At 60.0% G+C, this 26,364-nt stretch carries 27 protein-coding genes and 2 tRNA genes; 10 read left to right on the top strand and 19 right to left on the bottom strand.

Annotated features, from left to right (window positions below):
• Nucleotides 1–30: 30 nt before the first annotated feature.
• The 11 genes from CAK95_RS05215 to CAK95_RS05265 form a co-directional block, all read right to left on the bottom strand.
• Nucleotides 31–1,347 (bottom strand): PepSY-associated TM helix domain-containing protein, encoded by a 1,317-nt coding sequence (locus CAK95_RS05215; RefSeq protein ID WP_086091198.1) that lies wholly within the window; start codon nucleotides 1,345–1,347, stop codon nucleotides 31–33.
• A 15-nt stretch (nucleotides 1,348–1,362) separates the two neighbouring features.
• The gene (locus CAK95_RS05220) at nucleotides 1,363–3,699 is read right to left on the bottom strand and encodes a TonB-dependent receptor (RefSeq protein ID WP_245303635.1); all 2,337 of its coding nucleotides are present in this window, start codon (nucleotides 3,697–3,699) and stop codon (nucleotides 1,363–1,365) included.
• A gap of 189 nt (nucleotides 3,700–3,888) precedes the next feature.
• Entirely contained in the window at nucleotides 3,889–4,839 is a 951-nt protein-coding gene (locus CAK95_RS05225; RefSeq protein WP_086086973.1) for a FecR family protein, read from the bottom strand.
• Between the two features lie 83 nt (nucleotides 4,840–4,922).
• The gene (locus CAK95_RS05230) at nucleotides 4,923–5,417 is read right to left on the bottom strand and encodes an RNA polymerase sigma factor (protein WP_086086974.1); all 495 of its coding nucleotides are present in this window, start codon (nucleotides 5,415–5,417) and stop codon (nucleotides 4,923–4,925) included.
• Nucleotides 5,418–5,629: 212 nt separating this feature from the next.
• Nucleotides 5,630–6,091 carry a PTS IIA-like nitrogen regulatory protein PtsN gene (gene ptsN / locus CAK95_RS05235; protein ID WP_086086975.1) on the bottom strand — a complete coding sequence of 154 codons (462 nt, stop codon included), beginning with the start codon at nucleotides 6,089–6,091 and terminating at the stop codon, nucleotides 5,630–5,632.
• Between the two features lie 149 nt (nucleotides 6,092–6,240).
• Complete coding sequence (gene rpoN, locus CAK95_RS05240) at nucleotides 6,241–7,785, bottom strand: RNA polymerase factor sigma-54 (protein WP_086086976.1); 1,545 nt, start codon at nucleotides 7,783–7,785, stop codon at nucleotides 6,241–6,243.
• Between the two features lie 124 nt (nucleotides 7,786–7,909).
• Nucleotides 7,910–9,079, bottom strand: a complete 1,170-nt coding sequence (gene lptB, locus CAK95_RS05245; RefSeq protein WP_245303636.1) for an LPS export ABC transporter ATP-binding protein — start codon at nucleotides 9,077–9,079, stop codon at nucleotides 7,910–7,912.
• An 84-nt stretch (nucleotides 9,080–9,163) separates the two neighbouring features.
• Nucleotides 9,164–9,847 carry an LptA/OstA family protein gene (locus tag CAK95_RS05250; protein ID WP_086086977.1) on the bottom strand — a complete coding sequence of 228 codons (684 nt, stop codon included), beginning with the start codon at nucleotides 9,845–9,847 and terminating at the stop codon, nucleotides 9,164–9,166.
• Nucleotides 9,844–10,566 carry an LPS export ABC transporter periplasmic protein LptC gene (gene lptC / locus CAK95_RS05255; protein ID WP_086086978.1) on the bottom strand — a complete coding sequence of 241 codons (723 nt, stop codon included), beginning with the start codon at nucleotides 10,564–10,566 and terminating at the stop codon, nucleotides 9,844–9,846. Before lptC ends, CAK95_RS05250 begins: the two co-directional genes overlap by 4 nt.
• A gap of 102 nt (nucleotides 10,567–10,668) precedes the next feature.
• Entirely contained in the window at nucleotides 10,669–11,283 is a 615-nt protein-coding gene (locus CAK95_RS05260; protein ID WP_086086979.1) for a ribonuclease D, read from the bottom strand.
• A gap of 31 nt (nucleotides 11,284–11,314) precedes the next feature.
• Nucleotides 11,315–11,401 (bottom strand) — tRNA-Leu (locus CAK95_RS05265).
• 125 nt (nucleotides 11,402–11,526) lie between these two features.
• Here CAK95_RS05265 and CAK95_RS05270 point away from each other — a divergent pair.
• A complete protein-coding gene (locus CAK95_RS05270; RefSeq protein ID WP_086091201.1) occupies nucleotides 11,527–12,495 on the top strand; it encodes a complex I NDUFA9 subunit family protein in 969 nt (322 codons plus the stop codon).
• 20 nt (nucleotides 12,496–12,515) lie between these two features.
• Here CAK95_RS05270 and CAK95_RS05275 read toward each other — a convergent pair whose 3' ends face one another.
• A complete protein-coding gene (locus CAK95_RS05275) occupies nucleotides 12,516–13,319 on the bottom strand; it encodes an undecaprenyl-diphosphate phosphatase (RefSeq protein WP_086086980.1) in 804 nt (267 codons plus the stop codon).
• A 153-nt stretch (nucleotides 13,320–13,472) separates the two neighbouring features.
• On the opposite strand from CAK95_RS05275, the gene CAK95_RS05280 reads away from it, so the two are divergent.
• From CAK95_RS05280 to CAK95_RS05295, 4 genes are all read left to right on the top strand, one after another.
• Nucleotides 13,473–14,171, top strand: coding sequence for a glutathione S-transferase family protein (locus tag CAK95_RS05280; RefSeq protein ID WP_086086981.1), 699 nt, complete (start codon nucleotides 13,473–13,475; stop codon nucleotides 14,169–14,171).
• Between the two features lie 87 nt (nucleotides 14,172–14,258).
• On the top strand, nucleotides 14,259–15,179 hold the full coding sequence (pcaQ, locus tag CAK95_RS05285; protein ID WP_086086982.1) for a pca operon transcription factor PcaQ: 921 nt from the start codon (nucleotides 14,259–14,261) through the stop codon (nucleotides 15,177–15,179).
• Nucleotides 15,180–15,294: 115 nt separating this feature from the next.
• Nucleotides 15,295–16,308 carry a Bug family tripartite tricarboxylate transporter substrate binding protein gene (locus CAK95_RS05290; protein WP_086086983.1) on the top strand — a complete coding sequence of 338 codons (1,014 nt, stop codon included), beginning with the start codon at nucleotides 15,295–15,297 and terminating at the stop codon, nucleotides 16,306–16,308.
• A 14-nt stretch (nucleotides 16,309–16,322) separates the two neighbouring features.
• Nucleotides 16,323–17,228 carry an MBL fold metallo-hydrolase gene (locus CAK95_RS05295; protein ID WP_086086984.1) on the top strand — a complete coding sequence of 302 codons (906 nt, stop codon included), beginning with the start codon at nucleotides 16,323–16,325 and terminating at the stop codon, nucleotides 17,226–17,228.
• 3 nt (nucleotides 17,229–17,231) lie between these two features.
• Here the strand turns inward: CAK95_RS05295 and CAK95_RS29570 are convergent, their stop codons facing one another.
• The gene (locus CAK95_RS29570; protein WP_183044306.1) at nucleotides 17,232–17,372 is read right to left on the bottom strand and encodes a hypothetical protein; all 141 of its coding nucleotides are present in this window, start codon (nucleotides 17,370–17,372) and stop codon (nucleotides 17,232–17,234) included.
• Nucleotides 17,373–17,704: 332 nt separating this feature from the next.
• Here CAK95_RS29570 and pcaQ (CAK95_RS05300) point away from each other — a divergent pair, with 332 nt between their 5' ends.
• A complete protein-coding gene (gene pcaQ / locus CAK95_RS05300) occupies nucleotides 17,705–18,616 on the top strand; it encodes a pca operon transcription factor PcaQ (protein WP_086086985.1) in 912 nt (303 codons plus the stop codon).
• 245 nt (nucleotides 18,617–18,861) lie between these two features.
• Nucleotides 18,862–20,472, top strand: coding sequence for a sulfatase family protein (locus CAK95_RS05305; RefSeq protein ID WP_086086986.1), 1,611 nt, complete (start codon nucleotides 18,862–18,864; stop codon nucleotides 20,470–20,472).
• 49 nt (nucleotides 20,473–20,521) lie between these two features.
• Here CAK95_RS05305 and CAK95_RS05310 read toward each other — a convergent pair whose 3' ends face one another.
• The 4 genes from CAK95_RS05310 to CAK95_RS29845 all read right to left on the bottom strand — a co-directional run bounded on the left by CAK95_RS05310 (nucleotide 20,522) and on the right by CAK95_RS29845 (nucleotide 24,236).
• Entirely contained in the window at nucleotides 20,522–21,505 is a 984-nt protein-coding gene (locus CAK95_RS05310) for a Bug family tripartite tricarboxylate transporter substrate binding protein (protein WP_086086987.1), read from the bottom strand.
• A gap of 303 nt (nucleotides 21,506–21,808) precedes the next feature.
• Complete coding sequence (locus CAK95_RS05315) at nucleotides 21,809–22,279, bottom strand: DUF2948 family protein (RefSeq protein WP_086086988.1); 471 nt, start codon at nucleotides 22,277–22,279, stop codon at nucleotides 21,809–21,811.
• A 148-nt stretch (nucleotides 22,280–22,427) separates the two neighbouring features.
• The gene (gene murA, locus CAK95_RS05320; protein ID WP_086086989.1) at nucleotides 22,428–23,717 is read right to left on the bottom strand and encodes a UDP-N-acetylglucosamine 1-carboxyvinyltransferase; all 1,290 of its coding nucleotides are present in this window, start codon (nucleotides 23,715–23,717) and stop codon (nucleotides 22,428–22,430) included.
• Between the two features lie 195 nt (nucleotides 23,718–23,912).
• Nucleotides 23,913–24,236: a hypothetical protein gene (locus CAK95_RS29845; RefSeq protein ID WP_086086990.1), complete on the bottom strand. Its 324-nt coding sequence runs from the start codon at nucleotides 24,234–24,236 to the stop codon at nucleotides 23,913–23,915.
• 104 nt (nucleotides 24,237–24,340) lie between these two features.
• Here CAK95_RS29845 and CAK95_RS05330 point away from each other — a divergent pair, with 104 nt between their 5' ends.
• Both CAK95_RS05330 and CAK95_RS05335 read left to right on the top strand, forming a co-directional pair.
• Nucleotides 24,341–24,586, top strand: coding sequence for a hypothetical protein (locus CAK95_RS05330; protein ID WP_086086991.1), 246 nt, complete (start codon nucleotides 24,341–24,343; stop codon nucleotides 24,584–24,586).
• Nucleotides 24,587–24,714: 128 nt separating this feature from the next.
• Nucleotides 24,715–24,789, top strand: a tRNA-Thr gene (locus CAK95_RS05335).
• Nucleotides 24,790–24,806: 17 nt separating this feature from the next.
• Here CAK95_RS05335 and CAK95_RS05340 read toward each other — a convergent pair.
• On the bottom strand, nucleotides 24,807–25,130 hold the full coding sequence (locus tag CAK95_RS05340) for an ArsR/SmtB family transcription factor (protein ID WP_086086992.1): 324 nt from the start codon (nucleotides 25,128–25,130) through the stop codon (nucleotides 24,807–24,809).
• A 42-nt stretch (nucleotides 25,131–25,172) separates the two neighbouring features.
• Between CAK95_RS05340 and CAK95_RS05345 the strand changes: the two genes are divergently transcribed.
• Entirely contained in the window at nucleotides 25,173–25,703 is a 531-nt protein-coding gene (locus CAK95_RS05345) for a DUF6428 family protein (protein WP_120265430.1), read from the top strand.
• A gap of 110 nt (nucleotides 25,704–25,813) precedes the next feature.
• Here CAK95_RS05345 and CAK95_RS05350 read toward each other — a convergent pair whose 3' ends face one another.
• The gene (locus CAK95_RS05350; protein ID WP_086086993.1) at nucleotides 25,814–26,203 is read right to left on the bottom strand and encodes a DUF6481 family protein; all 390 of its coding nucleotides are present in this window, start codon (nucleotides 26,201–26,203) and stop codon (nucleotides 25,814–25,816) included.
• Nucleotides 26,204–26,364 lie beyond the last annotated feature (161 nt).

The raw sequence follows: 26,364 nt of genomic DNA on the forward strand, positions 1-26,364 counted from the left end.
TTTGGTCGGCGGCGTGATTGGGTGAGTCGCTTATCCCGGCCGGCGGTCTGCCGCACCATTTTCAGCGCCTTGCAGAGCGAAGGCGACGTCGTCTGTCCTTGCCGATTTGCGCCAGACCCGCGCAGCACGCTTGCGCCACCAGATCACCACACCCGTCACCGACAGCGCCATGATCACAAGGCCCATCAAAGACACAAGAATACGCCCCGGAAGTCCCAGAATCCGGCCCGAATGCACGGGAAACTGCGCCTGGAGAAAGATGTCAGCCGCCGTCCCCGTCCATGGCACGCGCGCACCGAGATAGCCCCCATCGGCGCCGTCGTAATAGAGAATTGCCGGTCCGACACCGGCGGCGCCATGATCGTCTCCGGCATGAAAGAAATGGACGCCGTAGATTCCGAAGTTCGGCGTGTAGAAGGCTGCGCCAGCCGGTTCCGCCCAGCCGCGGCGTTGAGCTTCGTCGCGCGCCCGCGCGATGATGTCCGCGTAACCGATTTGAGGCGTGATCGGCTGATGCTTATCCGTTCGCGTGCGCGTATCGAATGGTGTGGGCGTGACCTTCGAAACCGTCGACATTATCGGATAGAAGACATCGCGATAGAGGTTCAGCGAAAATGCCGTGAACGCCAACACGAACATCATCGCCCACGTCCACAGACCGAAGGCGCGATGAATGTCGAAGTTTAGACGATAGGAGCTTGCGCCCATCTTGATCTTCCAGGCAGGCTTCCAGCGTGTCCACCAGCCGCGCATTGATCGCTTCGCGACTGGCCGATGCACCTTCCCGTCCTGAGGGCGCCGGGATGGCAGCGTGAGATAGAAGCCGACGAAACAATCCAGCAGCCAGAGAACGGCGATACCGCCCAAGAGCCACAACCCCCAACGATCGATGCCCCACATCTCAGGGATGTGCAGCGAATAGTGCAGCACGTACAGGAAGGAGATGAAATTTTCCCGTGTCACCGGCCAGGGCGCGCCCCACTCGCGCTGACCGATGACCTCACCGCTGATCGGATCGACAAAGACCTGATTGTATCCCGGTTCAAAAAGCCGACCCGTCGCCGGGTCGACGACAGGCCGCACACCGAAGGCCAGCGCTTTCCCGGTTTCCGCCACGAGCCGCATATAGGTGACCCGTATCCTCGAGTCGTTCGCCTCAATCCTGCGCGCAAGTTCGAGCGAAGGTATGGGCTCCCCACGGCTTTCGACATGCGTGAGGTGCCGATTGAGCAGGTCGTCGAGTTCATGGTCCCACGAGATAATGGCCCCCGTGGCTCCTGACACAAACAGGAAGCCTGCGATCGTAAGCCCGACCCAACGATGGAGTTGCAAGAAGAGCAATCGCACCGCCACCTCACATCCTCAGAAGGTGAATGTCGTTGAGAGCAGGAACGTGCGCGGCGCACCCGGCGCCAGCCAGCCTGAAGCATAGGCGGCCGATGACCAGTAGCTCCTGTTGAACACGTTCTCGACGTTGGCGCGAATGATAATTGGCTTACCATTGACGACGAATTTGTAGCGAGCACCAAGATCGAGTCGGGTCCAGCTCGGGATGCTTTGCGTATTGGCGCTGTCGACCATCTGCTCGCCGGTATAAATGACCCGGCCAGTCAAGGTGAGCCCCGGCACGAAGGGCGTATCCCATTCCGATCCAAGATTGATCTGCAACTTCGGAACGCCGGGCGCTTCGTTGCCGTCGAAGGCGCCATTGGCTGTATTGATCAGTGTGGCCTGGATGACACTGAAACCGCCCAGAAGCCGCACATCATCGCTGACCTTTCCGAACACATTGAACTCGAGCCCGCGATTACGCTGCTCGCCATCGGCCGAAAGCACACCGGTTGGACTGGGCGCGCTCGCACTGGGCTGCGTAATCTGGAAAGCACTGAACGTCGTGGTGATCTCGCCCCAGTCTATCTTGATGCCTGCTTCATGCTGCTTCGACACATAAGGCGGAAGAACTTGCCCGGCATTGGCATAGGGTTCGACAACGATCGCACCCGGCTGAAGTCCTTCGATATAGTTGCCATAGATGGAAACATTGCTGAATGGTTTGACGACGAAGCCAACCGCTGGCGTGATGGCACTTTGGTCATAGCGGGCGGTTATTGCTCCGGTCGCAGCACTGAAATTATCGGCCTCAATGTTCTGCTTTCGCACTCCGACAATGAGCTGAACTCTCTTGTCGAGGATCGACATCACGTCGCCGACCGCCAGGCTGGTGAGAAGACTGTCACTTATCTTGGGCGGGCTGAGACCGCTGATCTCGGGAGCGGCCACCGAAGCAGGGTGGTAAAGATTCGAATCGATGGGGCCACCGGCACTGACCGACGCCCCTGCGGTCTTTTGATAATAACGATTGACGCCGACGGTGAGTTGGTGATGCACCGGCCCCGTATCGACTTGGCCACGGATGCCCAGCTCTTGGGTATCGGTGTTATAGCGATATTTCAGATGTCCGGGCGTCGCGGTGAGATCGCCCGCTGCATTGGTGATCGTCGGAAAGTAGGTCAACCGCTCCCAGTCGGTAATCTTGCCGCCCGCGGCAGCAAACAAGGTCCATTGAGGCGTCAGGTCGAATTCAGCGCGCGTGGCAAAAAATTGATCCTTGATATCGGACCAGCTCCAGGGAAAGAACCAGTTCGACGATGCATCCGGCGCCTTCGGCACAGGAACACCAGGATTCAAATAGCTGATCAGCGACGGCGCATTGAAATTCTGTTGCTGATATCCGAGATCGGCGGACAGGCGCAGCCGCTCTCCGCTATAATCCAATCCAAGAACCGCGGACCCGAAAGCTCGGGATTGATAATCAACGCCGGTCTTGCCGTCCTGATAAGAGCCGTTGAAGCGCACACCAAATTCATTGCTCGCGCCAAATCTGCGGCCGATATCCACATGTCCACCGAACTGGCCGTTCGAAACATAGGTCGGAGTGAAGCGCGTAATCGGCGCATCGGTGGCCCGTTTGGGCACGATGTTGACACTGCCGCCAATACTGTTGTTCGGCTGCATGCCATTCAGCAATGCTGACGGGCCCTTGAGGATCTCCACTCGCTCCGCCATTCCGACATCGACGGTGAAGGCTGGAGCAACGCCATACAATCCCGCGAATGCCACATCCTGATTGGACGCCTGGAAGCCGCGGATCATCAATGGCGCCGAATAGCCAGATGACGGCCAGGAGGTTCGCACCGACGGATCGTTGGCAACGACATCAACGATGGTCCGGGCCTGCTGATCCTCGATGGTCTGGGCGGTATAACTTGTTTGGTTGAACGGCGTGTCCATCACATTGAGATTGCCGAGCAAGCCGACTTGCCCGCCAGATGCAACCTGCCCTCCCGCATAGGGCGGCGGAAGGTTGCCAAGCACGGCGTTTGGATTGCGATTGCCTGCGACTGTGATCGTATCGAGCACGATGGCCTGAGCATGCGCATGGATGGCCTCAGGAGTCGTCAGGATGACAGTTGTTGCGTTTGTAAAGCGGTATTCGACTTCGGTGCCCCACAGAAGAAGGTCAAGCGCCTGCGCTGCAGACATGCGACCGGAGACAGCCGGCGCGCGAAGCTTCTGTGTCACCGTGCCATGGGCAACGACGTCGAGGCCTGTGATCTTGGAGAACGTCGTGAGCGCACTTTTCAGAGGCTGATGGTCGAGTTGAAAATCAAACGTGCGACTTGCAGTGCGCAACGCCACCGACGTTACATCCTGAGCATGCGCAGCCGACGAAATTGCCAAGGCCTGAATAGAAATTGTTGAAACTAGAACGCTAATCGCCCCGATCCGCAAACGTAACATGCATTCCCCCAACCAAAGCCACGGGCGCCGTGGCCCCCCTGTCGGGTTCGACAATCGGGAAACTCATTTGTCCGGATCGGGGTGCAATTATTTTGGCAGCAGAAACGTGAGAAGCGGTGTAATCGAAACGACACGCAACGGAACCACCAGCGTCAATTGATCGAGTATTTCATCCGAGCGCTGGATATCGACAATCAGCGTGATCCTTTGCGCAGCCAATGCGCTGGTCATAATAACGATTGTCCCACGCCGCCACCGATTCAGAGAGCTTACGACGGCGCCAAGGGGCTCATTGGTGAAAATCAGCCGTCCCTCACGCCAGCCAAATTCAGTTTCCGGATCGAATCTTTCTGGCCGACCAAGGGCCGTATCGCGGTAGTGCAGGCGAAACCCCGCGGAGATCCGCTCGACGTCTCCTCCTACAGCAACCCGTGTTGCGTGCTCAGTCACCGCCACGGCGGCTTCGCCATCTCTGTAGGTCACGCCGAATGCGGTACCAAGAGCCGTGACCGTCCCACGGCCGACACCAACGACAAATGGCCTTGCATCCTTGGCAACCTGAAAAAAGGCCTCCCCTTCCTCCAGTGTCAGACGGCGTTCGCTTTCCGTATAGTCGAGGGAAAGACGTGATTGGGCGGCAATATCGATGCGCGTGCCATCGGGTAGAGTAACGCGCTTGCGCTCGCCGGTGCCGGTTCGGTAGTCGGCGAACGGATGATCGCTGAGATACCAGGCAGCAGCTCCGCCACCGGCGGTCAGGAATATGAGGGCCTTGCCAATATCGCGCCGGCTGACCGCCTTCTTGGTGGCTGCGCGGGCCTTTGCTTCCGGCAGATCGCCCGAACCCTGCCATAACCGCTGCACCTCCGCCCAAGCCAGCTCATGCCGATAATCTTGCTCGAGCCAGTCTTTGAACTCACGCTGCTCCTCAGGGGAGGGAGACCGGTTCAGCGAGCGGACAAGATGCTGCGCTGCTTCTTCGAGAATCCGCGGGCCATCTGGATCACCGCTCGCATCCCAGCCTTTTGAACGTTCCACGGCAATCCCCCGGACCCGGACTACACAACCGGCCAGTTTCTTCCTAGAGGTAAGACAAACTGGATTGCGCTTTGTCCGCTCGATCAGCGAGAAAATTCGCCAAGACGGATTTGGAGCCGGGTAACGATACGGACCAAGTGGTCGAATGCGCGCTGGCGAGGAACACCGAGTTTTACGCCGATCTGACTGAAACTGAGGCCGTCGACCCGCGACAGCATGAATATCTCACGATGGAGCGGCGGAAATTCCGTTAAAGTCTTCGCAACAATAGCCAGTTCCTGCCGAGACAACAGCAGCCGTTCAGCACAGGGCGCATCATCTGCAATTGCATCCAGGCAAGCGGGGTCGTCAAACTTGACCAACCGCTCCCGGCGGTTGTGATTGATGGCCAGATTTCCGGCTGCTCGAAAGAGATATCCCCGACTGTCGAGAACAGGTGCCGCTGGCGTTGCAGTCAGAAGACGAAGAAACAACTCTTGAGTCAGATCTGCAGCGACTTCCGGCGAAGACACGCGCCGCCGCAAGAACCGGACAAGGTCCCGATGATGCCGCCTGAAAAGGTCCTGCAAATCCCACATAGCAACTCAAGCACGCTCAAAGGCAATTCATCACCTTTAACGCACCGCAAATATTGCTGCAATATCAATAGATTATAGCTTCTATAAAGAACAGACCGGATCGTCTCTGCCGGCATTGAAGCGCAAGCCGTGCGAGTTAGAGCGTTTTCGAGCGAAGTCGATACCGGTTTTCGATCATGCTCCGACTCTAAGAAAGACCATCGACGACGACGTCACGCCGCTGCGGACGGCGTCATCGTCAGCACCGCATAGAGCGCATCGGCATCGCGCGATTCACGCAGCTTGTTGGCGATGTCGGGATCACGCAACAGACGCGCGACGCGCGCAAGCGCTTTCAGATGATCCGCACCGGCGCCTTCCGGCGCCAGCAGCAGAAAGATCAGATCCACAGGCTGTCCATCGAGCGATTCGAAATCGATCGGACGGTCGAGACGCGCGAACAACCCGAACAGACGATCGAGCTGCGGCAGTTTGCCATGGGGGATCGCGATACCGTGCCCGATCCCGGTCGAACCAAGCTTTTCGCGCTGCAACAACGTTTCGAAAATCGTGCGCTCATTGAGACCCGAAAGCATCGCAGCGCGCGCCGCAATCTCCTGAATCGCCTGCTTCTTGCCGTTGACTTTGAGCGCCGGGATGACGGCGTTCATTGCCACAATATCGTTAAGCGCCATTGGAAACAGGTCCGCCGGAATAATTAGCCAAGTTGGAGTGGAGAGCGGCGGACCATAGGGACGGCTCCACGCCCCGTCAATGCCCCGAACTCCTGCGAGATATGCACGATATGCGCGAATCTTATTAGTTCCATTTTGTGACAGCCCCGTTATCGCGCAAGCGCAGCGCTTTGTTTCTCGCGCCGGCGCTGCACCGATGATGCAATGCGCATGCCCTCGCGATATTTCGCCACAGTACGGCGCGCAATGTCGATGCCGGACTCGCGCAGCTTTTCGACGATCGTATCGTCGGACAGGATGCCGTCGGCTGTTTCCGAATCGATCAGGCTCTTGATGCGATGCCGCACGGCTTCGGCGGAATGCGCTTCGCCGCCATCGGAGGCTGCGATCGACGACGTGAAGAAGTATTTCAGCTCGAAGATACCGCGTGTCGTCGCCATATATTTGTTGGCGGTGACGCGCGACACCGTCGATTCATGCATCGAGATCGCATCGGCGACAGTCTTGAGATTGAGCGGACGCAGATGCTGAACGCCATGTGCGAAAAACGCATCCTGCTGTTTCACGATTTCCGCCGACACTTTCAGGATCGTGCGTGCACGTTGATCCAGTGCACGGATGAGCCATGTCGCGGACTGAAGTTTCTCGGCGAGATACGCCTTGTCCGTCGATGCCGTCGCGGTCTTCGAAACGCGCGCGTGATAGGTCTGGTTCAACAGGATCTTCGGCAGCGTATCGGAATTCAGTTCAATATTGAACGAGCCGTCCGGCGCCGCACGAACAAACACATCCGGAACGATCGGCTGCACGGGCGCGGAGCCAAAAGCCAGGCCCGGTTTCGGATTGAGCTGCTTGATCTCCGTGACCATATCGACAAGGTCTTCATCGCCGACGCTGCAGAGTTTGCGCAATGCCGCGAAATCGCGCTTCGCCAGAAGATCAAGCCGGCTCAGCAATGCTGCCATGGCGGGATCATAGCGATTGCGCTCCTTAAGCTGGATCGCAAGACATTCGGTGAGATTGCGGGCACAGACGCCGGCCGGATCGAAGCTCTGCAGAACCGTGAGAACGGATTCGACATCGGCAAGGCTGGTGCCGAGCTTGTCGGCAACGGATTGCAGATCGCCGATGAGGTAGCCGGACTCATCGACCATATCGATCAGATGCTGTCCGATCATACGGCGCGCCGGATCGATGACGGCGAGCGAAAGCTGCCCGGCCAGGTGATCCGTCAGCGTCTGCTCGGTCGAGACAAAGGCCTCGAGATTGTATTCGCCATCCTCGCGCCCGCCCGAACCAACGCTCGCCCATTCCGAATGGGCCGCCGTCACATCGTCGTTGCGGGCCGAGCCAGGACCTGTCCCGCCATCTTCCGGAAAGAGGTTGTCCAGCCGCGTTCCGAGTTCGTCCTCCATGGCGTTCCGGCTGGTCGTCAGATCGCCGTTCATCCATTCGCCGGCGACCTCGCCATCGGGACCGCCGCCGGCGGTATCCTCGCCTGCAGCCTCAAGGGGCGCGGCGGGACCGTCATCGTCGTTCGCACGCTCAAGCAGAGGGTTTTTCTCAAGCTCCTCCTCGACATAAGCCATCAGGTCCAGATTGGAGAGCTGCAGCAGCTTGATGGCCTGCATCAGCTGCGGCGTCATAACGAGCGCCTGGCTTTGGCGGAATTCGAGGCGAGTGGTGAGTGCCATGCCGCGCTTTTACCTCAGCGGCATGATTTATGCATGTAGAAAATGTAACGAGAGAGTAAATGCGTAGTGCCAAAACCGCGCAAGTTCTGTCTAGACATTAGGCAGATAGCACTGTTAGCGCGCTTTAGAGGCGGAATTCCTCGCCCAGATACAGCCGCCGGACGTCCGGGTTGTTCACAATATCCTCAGCCCGGCCCTCCATGAGAACCTCGCCGGAATAGATGATGTAGCCGCGGTCGGTCAAACCGAGCGTCTCGCGGACGTTGTGGTCGGTGATCAGCACGCCAATGCCGCGGCGGGTCAGATGCTTCACCAGCACCTGGATATCGCCGACGGCGATCGGATCGATACCGGCGAAGGGTTCGTCGAGCAGCATGTAGCTCGGACGGGTCGCCAGCGCGCGGGCGATTTCGACGCGCCGCCGCTCACCGCCGGACAGCGCGATCGACGGCGACTTACGCAGCTTTCCGATGTTGAACTCGTCGAGCAGGTTTTCGAGGTCGCGGTCGCGCTGCTTGGGATCGGGCTCGATCACCTCAAGCACCGAACGGATATTGTCCTCGACATTCAGCCCGCGAAAGATCGAGGCTTCCTGCGGCAGATAGCCGATGCCGAGCCGTGCGCGCTGGTACATCGGCAAGGCGGTGACATCGTTGCCGTCGAGTTCGATCTTGCCGCGCTCAGCTTTGATCAGCCCGGTGATCATGTAGAAAATCGTGGTCTTGCCGGCACCGTTTGGGCCGAGCAGCCCCACTGCTTCACCACGCCGCACGAACAGGCTGGCCCCCCGCACGACCTTGCGTGCGCCGAAACTCTTTTCGAGGCTGTGGGCGGCCAGATAGCCCTGCAAAGCTGGCTGTTGCGCCGGCGCGGCCCGGCGCGGACGTGGCGGCGTAAAGCGCGGCTCCGCCGGCGGCCTTGGCGGCGCCTCATATTGAGCCTGTTGAGCCTGCGGCGCATAGCCCGGGGGTGGCGGCGGCGCATGGCGGTTCATCGGCTGCCGCGGCGGCTCGGGCCGATACTCGTCCTGCGCAAATGTGTCGGGATGCAGCGGATGCTGGAAGGTCTGAAAACCACCTGTGTCACGGAGCAGGTATTCGTCCCGTAGCGGCTCGACCTGCAGCGCCTCGGCGGAAAGCTGAGGTTGCAGACCTGGTGTCTTCGGCGCAGCCGCAGCCTGCGGCCCCTTTTTCACCAAGCCGCCGATCTTCTCCAATTCCACACGCCACGAGCCCGAAGGCTTGCGCTTGCGCGGCTTGGCGCTGCGGCGAAAAAACGAGAAAATATCCAGCACAAAAGCCCCTTCAGGCCGACCAGCCGCTCGCTACCGACATAATCTGACGGAATCGCGCTTGCAACGGACCCCCGGCCCTGACCGTCAATTACTACCGGTACTGCCAGTGGGGCGAGATTTAGGCGCGCTGCCCTTGGAGTCCCTGCCCGGCAACTTCAGGCCACCGCCTTTGTCATCTTTGCTGTTGGTCGAAAACACGCCCTGCACCGGACGCCCCTTGGCCGATTCGACCTTGGCGGCGCTGGTCGTCAGATCGACGACGAGCCGGTCGCCGCGCAGGACGTTGGTCCCTTGGGTGATGACCACGCCACCCTCCAGCGTCACGGTGTTGGTCTTCATCTCGAAGATGCCGATCGCGCCAGTCGCGGTCTGCTCTTTCTGGATCACGGTCACGCCACCGCGTGCCTCAAGCCGGCGGATCGATTGCCGGCCGCCGGGACCCGGCTCGGCCGCTTTCATGGTGCCTTTCGTGGCAACTTTGCCGCCCTTGGGATCGTCCTGATCGTAGAAAACCACGAGATCCTTGCATTTCATGATCACGTCGCCCTGCGTGACCACGACGTTGCCGCTGAAGACCGCGGTCTTGTCCTTGTCGCGCACTTCCAGCGAAGCGGCTTCGATCTTCACCGGCTGATCGCGGTTTTGCGAGAAGCCCTGCAGCGCGTTCGGCACGCCTGTGCTTTGTGTGTTTTGTGCAGGCGCCGTGCCTGCAAAGCACATGGCGGCCAACACGGCCGGCACCAGATGGAATCGAAATCGAAACATCATTGCGAAGTAGCCTGAGACGGAGCCGCCGTTTGCGTCGGCATACCGCGATTCACCGCTTCGGGCGTCAGCGTCATGACGACGTTGCCGTCGAATCGGATCACCGCGCCGGTTTCGGTGACTTCTAGGCGATTGGCATCAAGCGTGCCTTGCGGCATTTTCAATTGCACCGGCTTTTCGGACAGGATGCGTCCCTTCTTGATCTCAACCTGCGCTTCGGTCAGCCGCCCGTGATAACCCGCCGTCGAGTTGATGATGATCTCCTGACCGAGCGTCAGCAAATCGCCCTTCGTGTCGTAGACGCCGTCGACCGCCGTCAGCGTCACCTTGCTTTTGTCTTCCATATCGATACGCGCACTGATCTCTTTCAACTCGACAATTTGCGGCGCCTTGGTGTCCTGCGATGCCGCTGCGGCCGTGACCTCATATTCGCGTTGGTCCTTGGTGTAGCCGGCCAGCCGCGGCGCTTCCATGGTGATCTTCGATCCGGAAATAACGAGCGTACCGAACTGCGTCGGCACCCGCAGCCAGCGCAACGGATTGAGATAATTCGCCGCCACCAATCCGAGCAGCGTCAGCACCAGCACCGCCGGCACCGCGCGGCGAAGAAAACGCACATACCGGCTATGCCGGCGGGCACCGGCAATCACCGTCTTTCGTTTTCCCACAATGGGTTGGCCCGGCTGACCCCAGTCCTCCGGTCCCGTAAGCATACGGTTCATAGAAACGAAATGTCCCGCCCGGAATCGACAATCGTCCAGGCATCCTAGCGTCAAGTTGCCGGAAAATCGCTTGGGAATATGGCCCTGACACGGCGGCGGAGGTCAGGAATGGGCGAAAATGTCCTGTTCGCCCCAGCCCAGGAGGTCAAGCCGGGCCCGGTCCGGAAGGAACCGGAAACAGGCCTGCGCCAGATCGGCGCGGCCTTCTCGCGCCAGCATGACGTCGAGCTTGTCCTTCAGCGCGTGCAGATAGAGGACATCGGAGGCCGCATAGGCCACCTGAGCCTCGCTCAGGGTCTCCGCACCCCAATCCGACGATTGCTGCTGTTTGGACATGTCGACGCCCAGCAATTCGCGCGTCAGATCCTTCAACCCGTGCCGGTCGGTATAGGTGCGGGTCAGCCGGGAGGCGATCTTGGTGCAATAAAGCGGCGCCGGCATGACCCCCAGCGTGTTGAACAAAACCGCGATGTCGAAGCGGGCGTAATGAAAGATCTTCAGGATCGCCGGATCGGCCAAGAGCCGTTTCAGATTGGGCGCGTCAGTGGTTCCAGCCGGAATTTGCACCACGTCGGCAGATCCATCGCCCGGCGACAACTGAACCACGCAAAGCCGGTCGCGATGCGGGTTGAGCCCCAGCGTTTCGGTGTCGATCCCGACAGCGCTTGTGTAGCGGGAGAGATCGGGCAGATCGCCGCGATGCAGACGGATTGTCATTCAGATCTCGCGGCGGGAGAATCTTGTATTTTGGTGCCCAGGAAAGGACTCGAACCTTCACAGCCGTTAAGCTACTGGCACCTGAAGCCAGCGCGTCTACCAATTCCGCCACCTGGGCAATGGGCGTGTCATAAGAGGCCGGGTCCGTGATTGTCAACGACAGGACACCTGTACAGGTCAAAAACCTTGCGGTATCTCGCAGGAAGACGCGAGAGGCGCGACCCCAAGGCGGCAATCATGGCTTTGCAGACCAATTCCGACACCCTGATCACCATTTTCGGGGGCTCAGGCTTTCTTGGCCGCCATGTGGTGCGCGCCCTCGCCAAGCGGCGCTATCGCATTCGCGTCGCCGTGCGGCGGCCCGAACTCGCCGGCTTTCTGCAGCCGCTCGGCACCGTCGGGCAGATCACCGCCGTGCAGGCGAATCTCCGCTACCCGCGCTCGGTCGAGGCTGCGGTGCGGGACGCCGATATCGTCATCAACCTCGTCGGCATTCTGTTCGAGCGCGGCCGCCAGAATTTTGAAGCCGTGCAGCATTTCGGCGCTGAGCAAGTCGCTCTCGCGGCCACGGCGTCCGGCGCACGCGTGATCCACGTCTCGGCGATCGGCGCCGATGAAAAGTCATCGTCACTCTATGCTCAGTCGAAAGCCAAGGGTGAGCAAGCCGTCCGCGCAGCGTCACCCGACGCGATGATCGTGCGGCCGTCGATCGTGTTCGGCCCGGAGGACGAGTTCTTCAATCGCTTTGCATCGATGGCGCGCATGCTGCCGTTCCTGCCGCTGATCGGCGGCGGCGAGACGAAATTTCAGCCGGTCTTCGTCGGCGACATTGCGGAAGCGATCGCCACCGCGGTCGAAAAGCACGAGGGCTTTGGCACCACCTACGAGTTCGGCGGGCCGGAAGTGAAAACATTCCGTGAGCTCATGGAGTTTGTGCTGGCGACCACCGAGCGCAAGCGGCTTCTCCTCCCGGTGCCGTTTGGGCTTGCGAAGCTGAAGGCATCGTTCCTGCAATACCTGCCGAACCCGCTATTGACACCCGATCAGGTCGAGCTTCTGCGCCACGACAATGTCGTGTCGGCGCGCGCGATCCACGAGAACCGGACATTGTCCGCCTTCGGCATCGTGCCGGCAGCGTACGAAGCGATTGTGCCGAATTATCTCTGGCGCTTCCGCAAGACTGGGCAATTCCGCACCGGCCGCTTCGCCTGACGATACCCGGCGTCCGGCAATCAGAAGCCGAGCGCCAGCAGGATGAGGCCGATACAGCCGACGATCACGCGCCACCATGCGAACAGCGAAAAGCCGTGGCGCGAGACGTAGTTGAGGAACGTCTTCACCACGAAAAATCCCGCCACGAACGAACAGACGAATCCGATCGCGACCAGCGTGATGTTGTGCGACGACATCTGCCCGTGATTTTTATAGAGATCATAGGCGAAGGCGCCGGCCATCGTCGGCATCGCCAGGAAGAACGAGAATTCCGCGGCCGAGCGCTTGTCGGCGCCGAACAGCATCGCCGAGACGATGGTGGCGCCCGAGCGTGACACGCCGGGAATCATCGCAAGGCATTGGAAAATGCCGATGCCGAGATACATCGGCAGCGAGAACTCCGTCGCTTCATAATATTTTGGCTTGAACTCAAGCTGATCGACCCATAACAGCACGGCGCCGCCGGCGATCAGCGTGAAGCAAACGATCCAGACATTGAAAAGGTAATCCTTGATGATCGAATGCGCCGCCGCACCGATGATCGCCGCCGGCAAAAATGCAATCAGCACACCGAGCACGAAACGGCGCGCGGACGGGTCGGAAAACATGCCGATAAAGATGCGCCACAGTTTGGCGAAATAGATCGACAGAATGGCGAGGATCGCACCGAGCTGGATCAGCACCACAAACGTCTTGCCGAATTCGTCGTCGGAAAATCCGAGAAACCGCTCCAGCATGAGCAGGTGGCCGGTCGACGAGACGGGCAGAAATTCAGTCAGACCCTCGACGATGCCGAGAATAACTGCCTTGATCATATCACTCATGAATGCCCCGGCTCATCGCCTAACGAAGAATCGAAATGATTGATATTTCTGGCCCGGTTCCGTCTGGCGGGCAACGAAGTTTCATGCAATTCAACAGTTTGCCTCTTTTTACACCATGATGCGTGGCATTATCGCCGCGATTCGTAAGGCCGCATGCTGACCCTCTTTCACCACCCATTCTGCCCCCATTCGCGTTTCATCCGCCTTGCGCTCGGCGAATACGCCGTTGAGCCGGCGCTTGCCGAAGAACGCGCGTGGGAGAGACGAGAAGAATTCCTTTTGCTCAACCCCGCCGGGCAAACGCCTGTGATGGTAGCGGAGGGTTATCCGCCAATTCCCGGCGCCAGCGTCATCGCCGAATATCTCGCCGAACAATATGGCCCAACCGAGGACGGCACCGGCCGCGATCTCCTGGGCAAAAGAATTTCGGAACGGATCGAAGTGCGCCGGCTGCTCGCATGGTTCAACGAGAAATTCTTCACCGAAGTCTCGAACCCGCTGGTGACGGAGCGCGTCTACAAACGCCACATGCGCGAGCAGCAGGGCGGTGGACCACCGGACACGGATATCATGCGCGCGGCGCGCCGGAACATTCGCTATCACCTCGCCTATGTCGGCTGGCTCGCGGGACAGCGTGACTGGCTCGCCGGTGACAACCTGTCCTATGCCGATCTCGCCGCCGCCGCACAGCTCTCGGTGATCGATTATCTCGGCGATGTGCCGTGGTCGGAGAACGATCACGCCAAGAACTGGTATGCGCGGGTGAAGTCGCGTCCTTCGTTCCGGCCACTTCTGGCGGAGACGTCAGCGGCGCTGCCGCCGGCGCCGCATTACGCCGATCTCGATTTCTGAAAAGCCGCAGGCTTTGAAAGCCCGGATGCTCTCGCCGTAGCATAACCGGTCGAATATATATGTGAGCGAGCCTCGAGAGGTCCTCACATGACCAATATCCATATTCGGTTTCGTCATCTGCAATGCTTTTTGGCAATCGCACAGCATCGCACAGTCGGTGCCGCGGCCAGCGCCCTGGCCATCACACAGCCGGCGCTTTCCAAAACTCTTGGCGAACTCGAAGACGACCTCGACGCACGGCTTTTTGAGCGCACAAGGAAAGGCATGCTGCTTACCCGGGCTGGCGAGATATTTCTTGAACATGCCGCGGCGAGTGTCGCATCGCTTCGCAGTGGGATCGAGAGCATCAAGAATAGCGGAGTCGGCGTGACCGTAGGCATATTGCCGACAGTTGCGGAACGTTTGATGCCGCGCGCCACCATGATGTTCAAGCAGAGGCTGCCTGAAATCCCTGTCCGCATCGTCGCGCTTGAGCACGCGCCGCTTCTCAATATGTTGCGGCTCGGCGAGCTCGATTTTGTTGTCGGCAGGCTCGCAAACCCCGAGAGCATGATCGGGCTGACATTCGAACAGCTTTATGTCGAACCATTGGTGATTGCGGTCTATTCCAATCATGCTCTTACAAACATGAAGCGGTTCCGCGTGCCGCTGATCCTCGATTATCCATGCGTCGTCCCCCATCACAACACGATTATCGGTCAAGAAGTTGAACGTTTTCTGCAATCCCACGGTATCGCGAAGCTGAGAAATTACGTTGAAGCGACGACGTCGGTGGCCTTCGCGCGCCGGTACGTTGCGGAGGCCAATGCAGTCTGGTTCGTGGCCCGGGGAATCGTCGAAACAGACCTTTCGCAAAAGGTCATGAGCGCGCTGCCGGTCAATACCGAGGCTATGACCGGCCCTGTCGGCATCACATCGCGCACGGGAAGGCCTGTCCAGCGACAAGCTCTGGAGCTGATCGCCGCAATCCGGGAAACCGTAGCAGCGATGAACCATCGAGCAATATAATCAACTCGATATACAACGACACACAAAGATCATTATCGCAAGCGCGCGCGCTGGTCGAAGATGCCGGAGAAGAGACGCAGCCTTACACATACACAATCGATTGTGGAGGACGACTATGAGCGCCTTTGGCAAAATGAGGGGCCTCTCGGCTCTGCTCCTATTGCACCTGTTTGAAGGCTTCTTGGCTGTCGCGTTGCTGACAATTTTGGGCAGTCCGGTCTCCGCGCAGTCCTATCCCTCACAAGTCATCCGCATCGTCGTGCCAACAGCACCTAGTTCACCGCCCGACATCGTCAGCCGCGTGATCGCCAATGAATTGCAGAATGCCAATGGATGGCGTGTCCTGATCGAGAACAAGCCCGGTGCGGTCATGACGATCGCCGGTGCCGACGTCGTGAAGCAACCCGCCGACGGCTATTCAATCCTTGCGATGAGCGTGCCGATCGCCGCGGCGCCGGCCTTCCTGCCCAACATTCCGTTCAGCATCGACAGGGATCTGACCCCGGTCGCAAAGATTTCGACGTCCTACAACGTGCTGGTCGTCCATCCGAGCATAGCGGCCAACAACGTGGCCGAACTCGTGACGATTTTGAAATCGAACCCGGACAAGTTCAACTTTTCTTCCGGCGGCTTTGGCACTCCGGCACACCTGATCGGGGAGATGTTCAAGCTCCAGACCAGCGTTCAGACCACGCATGTCCCCTATCAGCAATTTCCTCGGGCGATCGCCGATCTCCTGAGCGGTACCAATCATTACATGTTCGTGACCACGCTCCCTGTGGTCGAATTGATCCACGCGGGCAAATTACGTGCGCTTGCTGTCACCGGCCCGAAACGGCTGGAATCGATGAAGAACGTGCCGACCATCGTCGAGCAGGGCTTTCCAAACCTGGTGGTCGAGGATTGGGTCGGCTTTGCCGTGAAGTCCGGCACACCGAGAGAGATCGTGGCTGTGCTGAACAGCGCCATCAACAAGGCGCTGGCGAATCCCGATGTGCGAAACGCGCTCGCCAAGATCGGTGCCGAAGCGGCGGGGGGCACACCAGAGGAATACGGTACGCTGTTGAAGAATCAAGTCGCACATTGGGCGAAGGTTGTGAAAGACTCTGGGATGAAATTGCCGCAGTGAACGCAGACCATTCCATGTCAGTGGAATTTCGCGTTACGCTGCTCGGCACTGGAAATCCTTCTCCGTCGCCGGATCGCTTCGGGCCCAGCACGCTTGTTGAAGCTGGCGGCCAGCGACTTCTGGTCGATGCCGGACGCGGCGCGACCATCCGGCTGTGGCAATTGGGTATCCCGCTCAGCGCGATCAATCGGCTGCTCCTCACGCATTATCACTCCGACCACACCAGTGGCGTGCCCGATCTCTGGCTGACGGGTTGGCTGCCGCCGGTCTGGGGATCGCGAAAATCTCCGTTCCGCGTCACCGGACCAACCGGTGCGAAGACACTGATGACGAAGCTGGAAGAAGCTTATGCCGCGGATATCGCAATTCGGCTGGCTGACGAGAAGGTGCCGCGCGATGGCATCGCCGTCGAGGTGCAGGAATTCGACCGCGACGGCATCGTTTACGAGAAGGAAGGTCTGAAGATCACCGCCTTCGAAGTGGACCATGGCGACGCCATCAAGCCGTGCTACGGCTACCGCTTTGACTATCGCGGTCGCGCCGCAGTGCTGTCGAGCGATACCCGCTACAACGAGAACGTCATCAGATACGGCACGAATGCCGATTTGCTTGTGCACGAGGTCATGGCGGTACGGCCGGCCTTATTGGGCGAGCCGGGCATCCAGCACATCATGGCTCATCACACGACCCCGCAGGAAGCCGGACGGGTCTTTTCACGCACTCAACCAAAGCTCGGCGTCTTTACTCATCTCGTGCTGCTGGCGAGCCCGCGGGTGCCCGCGATGACCATTGACGACCTCGTGTCTGCCACACGCGAGACCTATGACGGTCCACTCGTGGTGGGCGAGGACTTGATGTCGTTCGAAATTGGGGAAAACGTCACAATACGCCGTTTCAAGGCCATGCCTGGCCCTGGCTGACGCTCAGGACGGGCGCTGGGCCGATGACGTCGCGCGCGCCTTGGGACCGGGACCACGCATATAGTGGCGCTCGGGCCGATATTTCTCGTGGGTCCGGAGTTGCTTGAGCAGCGACTGCAGGGCGGCGGTGAGTTTCCAGATCATTGTTTTTTCGTATCGTTCAGACGGGCCGGGTGCGCGGATGGTTTACAACCCGTTCACGTGACGGAATTTCGGCATCATCGTAGCGATCAAAAGAGAATCTCTCGTTAACACCTATGAAGACACGGTGGCATGACGCCCTGATGGCGCAGTTCACAGGTCACTGCCACCCGGGTTCCCGGCCTGCTATAACTATCCGGTTATTTCCCTAGAGCATGATGCCGAAAAGCGTGAAACGGTTTTCGGCATCATGCTCTAACGTATGAGAATCGATCACGTTTATGACTTTGGATCGATCCGATCCAAAGTCATCGTGATCTAGTCCGGCCGTGCGCATGAGCGACATCCGTATCCGTTTTCGTCACCTTCAGTGTTTTCTCACCATCGCCCAGTTGCGCAGCGTCGGTGCCGCCGCCGATGCGCTGGCGATCACCCAGCCGGCGCTGTCAAAAACCTTGCGGGAGCTGGAGGACGCCCTCGGCGTCAAGCTCTTCCTGCGTGACAAGAAGGGCATGATGCTGACGCGCTTTGGCGACGTCTTCCTGCAACATGCCGCCGCCAGCATCGCCTCGCTGCAGCAAGGGATCGACAGCATCAAGCTTGCGGGGAATACCGGCGGCCTTGCCGTGGCGGTCGGCGTGTTGCCCAATGTCGCCGCGTCGGTGATGCCGAAAGTCGTGCATCTGTTCAAACAGACCGCGCCCAACACCAATGTGCGCATCGTCATGGGCAGCAATTCGCATCTGCTCGATCAATTGCGGCTGGGAGAACTCGACCTCGTGCTCGGCCGGCTCGCGCAGCCCGAATACATGATCGGCCTGTCGTTCGAACAACTCTATTTCGAGCCGCTGGTCCTCGCCGTCAGATCGGGACATGCTTTGCTCGCGACACCCCGTTTCCGGCTGAAAATGATCTCCGACTATCCGTGGATGCTGCCGCATTACGGCACGATCATTCGTATGGAAACCGATCGCTTCCTGCTGGCGCAAGGCATCACCCCGTCGAACGATATCGTCGAAACGACATCGATCAGTTTCGGGCGAAGCTATCTGCTCCAGAGTGACGCGATCTGGTTCACACCCCGCGGCGCGGCCGTACCGGACATCGAGAATGGCAGCATCGCCCTGCTTCCGCTTGCCTCCGGCAGCATGGAAGGACCGGTCGGCATCACCATGAGGGCGGATACGATAGCAGCGCCGTCCGCTGCCCTGATGATGCAATCCATTCGCGACGCGGTGCTGCAGTGACCGGCCCGCATGGCCATAACCGAACGGGCATGACCCCGATCGAAAATATCATTTCCATTCCCCTTCCACTCGCGCAAGACCTCACAGAAGCGTTTTCGAGCGAGGTGGGCACCGGCCTTCGCCGACCATGGCCTGCTTCGTCCGGCGACGGCCGGTTCGCGTGAAGAAAGCGCGTTAAAATAACAAGCCGTCAGGCTGCCGCTCCATTCCCTGCAAAATCCGGATCAGACAGAAACTTGGATCAGATGACGACGAGACAACCTGGATCCCGCAGACCCAATTTCATCCTCTTCATCACCGACCAGCACAGGGCCGACTATCTCGGCTGCTATGGTCATCCGATCCTGCGAACGCCGCATATCGATTCCATCGCCGCGCGCGGCACGCTGTACGAGAAATTCTACGTCGCGAGCCCGGTCTGCATGCCGAACCGCGCGACGCTGATGACCGGCCGCATGCCGGCAGTTCATGGCGTGCGATCGAACGGCATCCCGCTGTCGCAGGAGACGGTGACCTTCGTCGATCTGCTGCGTGACGCAGGTTACGACACGGCCCTGATCGGCAAGAGCCATCTGCAGAATTTCACCGGCATCCCGGCGATGTCGAAGCCGGCGGTCCCGCGCGAGGGCTATCGTCAGCCATCGGCGGCCTTGCGTCAGGCCATGCGCATCGATGTCAGCGGGAAGACTTACGGCCAGGAACAGCCGGCCTATTGGGAAGAGGCAGGCGCCCATATCGCGACGCCTTTCTATGGCTATGGCCATGTCGAGATCGTCACCGGCCATGGCGACGCCGTCGGCGGCGACTATCAGAACTGGCTGCGCGCCAAAGACCCGAAGGCCCTTGACCTCCTTGGCCCGAAGAACAGCCTGCCGCACGATTACATTGTGCCACAGGCCTATCGCACGCGCATTCCGGAAGAGCTGTATTCGACCAACTATCTCGGCGATCGCGCCGAGGCCTATCTGAAGGCACGCAAGAGTGACGATGCGCCGTTCTTCCTCACCGTGTCATTTCCCGATCCGCACCATCCGTTCAATCCGCCCGGCAAATACTGGGACATGTACAAGCCCGAGCAATTCCCGGTACCGGAGGCATTCCAGCGCAATGACTGGACGCCGCCACAGCATGTCCAGAACACGATTGAAGAACGGGCGAGCGGCAAGGCGCAACTGCACGGCATGCGCACGATCGGCGTGTCGGCGCGCGAGGCGCAAGAGGCGCAGGCGCTAACCTGCGGCATGATCGCCTGTATCGACGATGCCATCGGCCGCGTTTTGAAGGCGCTGGATGAATCGGGAGAGCGCGACAACACCGTGATCATCTTTACCACCGATCATGGCGATCATCTCGGCGATCATCGTTTGATGCTGAAAGGCGCGGAGCAGTATCAGAGCATCCTGCATGTACCGTTCATCTGGTCGGACCCGGCGGCACCCGCAGCCGCGCGCACCGAGGCGATCGGCTCGACCATCGACATTCCGGCGACGATCCTCGATCGCGCGCGCATCCAGCCCTATGTCGGCCTGCAGGGCAAAAGCCTGCTTCCGGCAATGGGACCGCAGGGCAAGCCGGTGCGCGATTGCGCCTTCGTGCAATACGAGCATCAGATGGCCGACAAGGATGTCGATACGATGCCGCGCTGGCACACCATCGTCGATGCGCGTTACCGCATGACGGTGATGTCGGATTCAGAATTTGGCGAATTGTACGACCTGCAGAACGATCCGGGTGAGTTCGACAATCTCTGGGATCGTCCGGACCACGCCCCGCTTAAGGCTAAGCTGATGGAGCGGCTGGTGCAGCTCGAGATCGAGCACACCGACACGGTTCCGTATCCAACGGGACGGGCGTGACTCTTTTTCCCTCTCCCCGCTTCAACGGGGAGAGGTGAAGAAAGAAAACTCAATCCGCCTTGAAGCCGGTCTCGTCGGCAATCTTGCGCCAGCGCTCCATCTGCGTCTTGATATCGGCCATCAGCTTCTCAGGCCCGGTGGCGCCGACCGCCTCCATGCCCTGAACGTCGAACTTGCTCTTCACATCCGGATCGGCATGCGCCTTCTTGGCGGCATCGATAAAGGCTTCGATGGCCGGCTGCGGCGTGCCTTTCTTCACCAGCAGGCCGAACCACACCATCGCGGTGAAATCGTCATAGCCAAGCTCCGCGAAGGTCGGCACGTCGGGCAGAAAGCGCGTGCGCTGCGGGCTGGTCACGGCAATCGCGTTGAGCTTGCCGGATTTGATGAACGGCATGGCATTGCCGAGCTGCATGAAGCCGAGCAACGCATGGCCCGCGACCATGTCGTTGGTCTGGGGACCGGAGCCCTTGTAGACGATGTGATTGAGGTCGAGGCCGAAGCGCGTGTTGAGCTGATGGCCGAGAAAAGCCGACGGCGTGCCCGGGCTGAACGACGCATAACCGAGTTTGCCTGGATTGGCCTTGACCCAGGCGACCAGCTCCTTGAGGTTTTTCGCCGGCACGCTCGGATGAGTGGCCAGAACAAGCGGCGCTTCCACGCCCTTCACGATCGGCACGAGATCGTCAATCGTCCAGCGCAGATTCTTGTAGATGACCGGATTGATCTCGGTCATCGCCTGGGTGCCGACCCACATCATCGTTCCGTCGGCCGGCTGATCGACGACATATTGGGTGGACAGGATGCCGCCCGCGCCGGGCTTGTTCTCGATGATGATGGTGCGGCCAAGCGTCTTCGACATGTGGTCGCCGACAATGCGCGCATAGGGGTCGAGAATCCCCCCGGCCACGGATCCGACGACAATCTTGATGATGCCGTTATCGGCCGGCTGAGCGGTCGCGCCGGATGGCGCAAGCGCCGCAAACGTTAAAGCACAAAAGGCCGCAACAAACCGTGCGCAGGCTGCGCGCATGCTATCCTCCCATATGGCGTCCCGCGCTTACTGCGCGCTTGTTGTCGTTTTCGACCGAGATTTCGGCCCCGGACCGCGCATGTAATGACGCTCCGGATGATATCTGTTCCGTCGATGACGCGAGAATTCGCGGAGCAACGCACGCAACGCCATACTGAAGCGCCGCAAACGGGGATACAAGATCAAGGACATCGCTCGGACACAGGGCATCCGGCGATGGAAATCGCACCTTCGCGGCTAAGTAAAATGAGCAATTTTTCGGGTGTCATAGCCAAATGGCTATGACCGCCCGGACAGGCCCTGTCAGGCCCGCATGATCTTGCTCTCGATCGGCGTCGTCTCGATGCACTGATGATCGGGACAGGCGGGCGCCTGCCAGATCGGACCGAGATCGACCACCTCGCTTTCGAGGCATTCGACCTCGAGCCGCAACGCGCCGCCGCCCGAGAATGACAGGGTGACGACACCGCCGGGCGCATCCGTTTCGGAAAATTCGATCGCCAGGAGATTGAGGAGCTGATCCTTGGCCGCGCAATCGAGACCGCGGCACTTGCAGGACGAAACACGATCAAAGCGCAGTGCCGCGCGCCGGCGCTGCCAGGCCGGACTTTCGGCCACCGCCGCTTCCCAATCGAAGCGGTTGAGCGCGATCACGACGCGGTTTTCATTCGGCCGCCAGAGCACTTCACCGATCCTGACCACCGCATCCTGAAGATGCGCAGACACGATTTCCAAGTCCTCGCGGTCGAGCGCGATGAGTTTCAACATATCCATGACACGGCCTTTTTGGGTCGGTCTTTAAGTGAATTTGCCCTGCAGGCTAGTTAGGCAAGCATTTCTTTGCCGCAAGGGGCAAAGGGCCCGCAGACCAGGTCGGAAGGAACGATATTATGGCGCGTTAACCGCGTTCGTCCAACAGCTTTTAGCCGCTGACCCGCTCGACCAGACCGCCACAGGCGCTGAGCTTTTCCTCAAGCCGCTCGAAACCGCGATCAAGATGGTAGACGCGGTTTACCACCGTCTCCCCCTCGGCCGCGAGCGCTGCAATCACCAGCGATACCGAGGCACGCAGATCGGTCGCCATCACCGGCGCACCACGCAAGCGGTCGACGCCCTCGATCATCGCCGACTGGCCATCGAGCGAGATCTTTGCGCCGAGCCGCGCCAGCTCCTGCACATGCATGAAACGGTTTTCAAAGATCGTTTCGGTGATCCGCGAGGTCCCCTTGGCCTTGGTCATCAGCGCCATCAATTGCGCCTGCATGTCGGTCGGGAAGCCGGGGAACGGCTCGGTCGTCACTTCAACGGGCTGCAGACCCGAGCCGTTGCGGGCAACGCGCACGCCCTCATTGGTTACGGTGACCTTGGCGCCGACTTGCTCCAGCACATCGAGCGTCGATTGCAGCAATTCCGGCCGCGCGCCCTGCAGCATCACATCGCCGCCGGTCATCGCCACCGCCATCGCATAGGTGCCGGTCTCGATGCGGTCGGGCACGACATTGTGCCTGGCCGGACCCAGCCGCGAGACGCCCTCGATCTCGATATGCGAGGTGCCGGCGCCGGCGATCTTCGCGCCCATCTTGATCAGGCAATCAGCGAGGTCCTTCACCTCTGGCTCCTGCGCAGCGTTGTCGATCACCGTCGTGCCTTGCGCCAGCGCGGCGGCCATGATCGCAACATGGGTGCCGCCGACGGTCACCTTGGGAAAATTGATCTCGCCGCCGCGCAATCCGTTCGGCGCCCGCGCCACCGCATAGCCGCTGTCGATATCGACCGTTGCGCCGAGTTGCTCCATGGCCATGATCAACAGATCGACCGGCCGCGTGCCGATGGCGCAGCCGCCCGGCAGCGACACCTTGGCTTCGCCCATGCGCGCAAGCAGCGGCGCAATGATCCAGAAGCTGGCCCGCATTTTCGAAACCAGTTCGTAGGGCGCGGTGGTGTCGACGATGCTCGCGGCGGAAATCTTCACGGTCTGGCCGGCATGCTCGCCGTCGCCCGCGCGCTTGCCCGACAGCATGACATCGACGCCGTGATTGTTCAGGATGCGCTGGAGTTGCACCACGTCGGCGAGGTGAGGCACGTTTTCCAGGATCAGCGTGTCTTCGGTGAGAAGACTGGCGATCATCAGCGGCAAGGTCGCGTTCTTGGCGCCGGAAATCGGAATCGTGCCTTCCAACGGCCGTCCGCCGGTAATCCGAATGCGATCCATGCGCCCCTCCAACCGATGACTGGACTGGCTGCGGCACCCGCAGCCGATTTAAACCTAGAGCATTTTAAACGTAGACCATGATGCCGCCCGAAAACCGCTTCGCAGTTTTCGGCATCATGCTCTGTCCTAGCCTACATCCTGCCCCTTGGGGGTGGAATATGGTCGAAATCGGCCTTCTTGATGTGGTTTACTTGATCAGTCCTTGACGCCCGCGCCCGAATTGGACGGATGCCGCGGGGCTTCGGCCGACGAGATAGCCTCCGATTCGGACGAACGCTCGCGCGCCTGCGCTTTCCGGCGCTTGAGGTTGTCTCTCAGCGCCTTGGCCAGCCGCTCCTTTTCCGCATCCTTCGGCGGGGTTCTGGGTAATCCGGACATGGCTGCCACAAAGCCTAAAAACCGGGCGACAGGCAAGACCCAGAGCGTTTTCGAGCGAAGTGGGTACCGGTTCGCGTGAAGAAAACGCGTCAAAAAACAAAAAGCGGCTTCCCCTGCCGGATCCGCATTGGCGCCGCGCATAAGCTCTTCACCGCAATATGAAGGCATCGACCACAAGATCGCGGCGGCGAACCTTCGGCCCCGATCATAGCTTGGCCCTCGGACCCAAACCGAAAGAGAGAGCCATGCCCCGCACACTCGCAGTTGCTATTGCCGCCTTGCTGATCACGTCCGGTACGACCGGAGCGATGGCCGCCACGCGTCATGCCAACCATGCCAGCCACGGATATTCGACCTATCGTCCGGCAACCGTCCCGATTGTTCCCTACCGCGCGCGCAGCGCCTACGGCGCCGTCGCCGCACCGACCATCGGCGGCGACTGCAGCCAGCGGCCCTTTGCCCGCGATTGTGACAAGCGCGGGCCCTGGTAACGCCATCCGTATCGTGGAATGCCCTTGCCCGGTCCTCCGGCGGCAGCTAATAACCCCGCCGGGCGGACCGAAATCGATTCAACTGGCCGCTCGATCCGAAAGCCCGTAACCGGGAACCGATCGGACACGCTGCCGTAGCTCAGTGGTAGAGCACTTCATTGGTAATGAAGAGGTCGACAGTTCAATCCTGTCCGGCAGCACCACGCATTCCTCTGAAAGATCAGCACGACGCGGCCATGGCCGGTTTGCAGACAGCGGGATGCCCAGCGCAGCAATCCTCCATGAGAAACTGGATGAGCGCCCGAAGCGCCTTGTATTCGGCGCTGTAGATCATCGAACGCGCCTCGCGCCGGACGGCGATGAGACCTGATCGCTCAAGCTCCTTCAGATGAAACGACACGTTTGAAGGCGACACCTCCATGGCCTCGCCGATGGCACCGGCCGACACACCCGAAGGTCCCGCCCGAACCAGCATTCGGAGAATGCGCAGCCGGGTTTCCTGAGAAATGGCGCCGAAGGCCATCAGGGCTTGACGTTGGTCCATATTTCAACGATCCTTGAAATGTTGAAACAAGGAGTAGCCGAGATGCTCGCCGCCGGCAACCGCGAACTTCAATCTCCCCCGCCAGCCCTCTCGGACGGTATCCTCATGGGCGATTTACTGGCGTTCCTGAAGCAGCACGGGCATCTGCCGTTGGTGTTTTCATATGGCGGCAGGGCCGTGAAACCCGGCTATCACGTCACGGAAGTCAAAGCCGGCCAGTTTTCAGCGTTGGATTGCGGGGCCAATCCGGAAGCCTGGACCGAACTGTTCGTCCAGCTCTGGGATGTGCAGGACGGTGACCGCACGCACATGCTGGCGAGCAAGTTCTCGGCGATCATCGGCAAGGTCGCAGACCATGTGTCCCTGGACTATTCCGCCAAGCTGACGTTTGAAGTCAGCGACGGGGTCGCTCCCATGCAGCTGTATCAGGCGTCTTCAGCCGAGGCCCGTAGCGGCCGCGTTGAGGTCAGCCTGATGCCCCGCGTATCGAGTTGCAAACCGCGGGACCGTTGGTTGGCAACACAGACGCCAACCTGTTGCGGCAAAGAAGCTGCGACCGGCTGTTGTACGTAGCTTCGCCGGCACCAATGCGCATTGACGGTGCCTTGCATTGAAAACCGCGGCGCTCGAAGCAGTGCTTTCGAGCGCCGTAAACCGGTCGAACGGTTTTCAATGCCGTTGTCTCAGTAACCCTTGCGGCGCTGCTTCTTCGCCGCCTTGCGCGCGGCATAGCGGGCGTCGCGCGCCGCCTTCTGCTCGGCCAGGAGGGCGATCATGGCTTCGGCCTCTTCCGCCTTGATACGCTCAGCTTCGGCTTCCGCCGCGAGACGGGCCTTTTCTTCCTCGGCCGCCTTGCGCGCCGCCTCTTCCGCTAACCGCTGCTCTTCGATCTTGCGGAGCCTGTCCTTCTCGGCCTGACGCGCGAGACGCGCCTCGTGGATCGCCTTGCGTTCGGCCTGCCGGGCGGCAAGCCCTGGATCTTCCGCTTTCTCTCGAAACTTCTGCAACATCGCCTGCTTGGCGGCCATTGCGTTCTTCTGACGGTCGTGAAGGCTCGGATCTTGGTAGCTCATTGAGTCCCCATGTGAGTGAAGGCGGCTATATATGGCCTTCGTGACGCGGTCTCAACATTCCGCAGACGAATTAATGGCGCGAAATGCGCGCTATGCGTTCACGAATTGGGACAAGACCGTCATATCGGTTAAAGAAGCGCCGATATTGCCCCTGGAGGTTC

The organism is Pseudorhodoplanes sinuspersici (genome assembly GCF_002119765.1).
GTDB classification, from domain to species: Bacteria; Pseudomonadota; Alphaproteobacteria; order Rhizobiales; family Xanthobacteraceae; genus Pseudorhodoplanes; species Pseudorhodoplanes sinuspersici.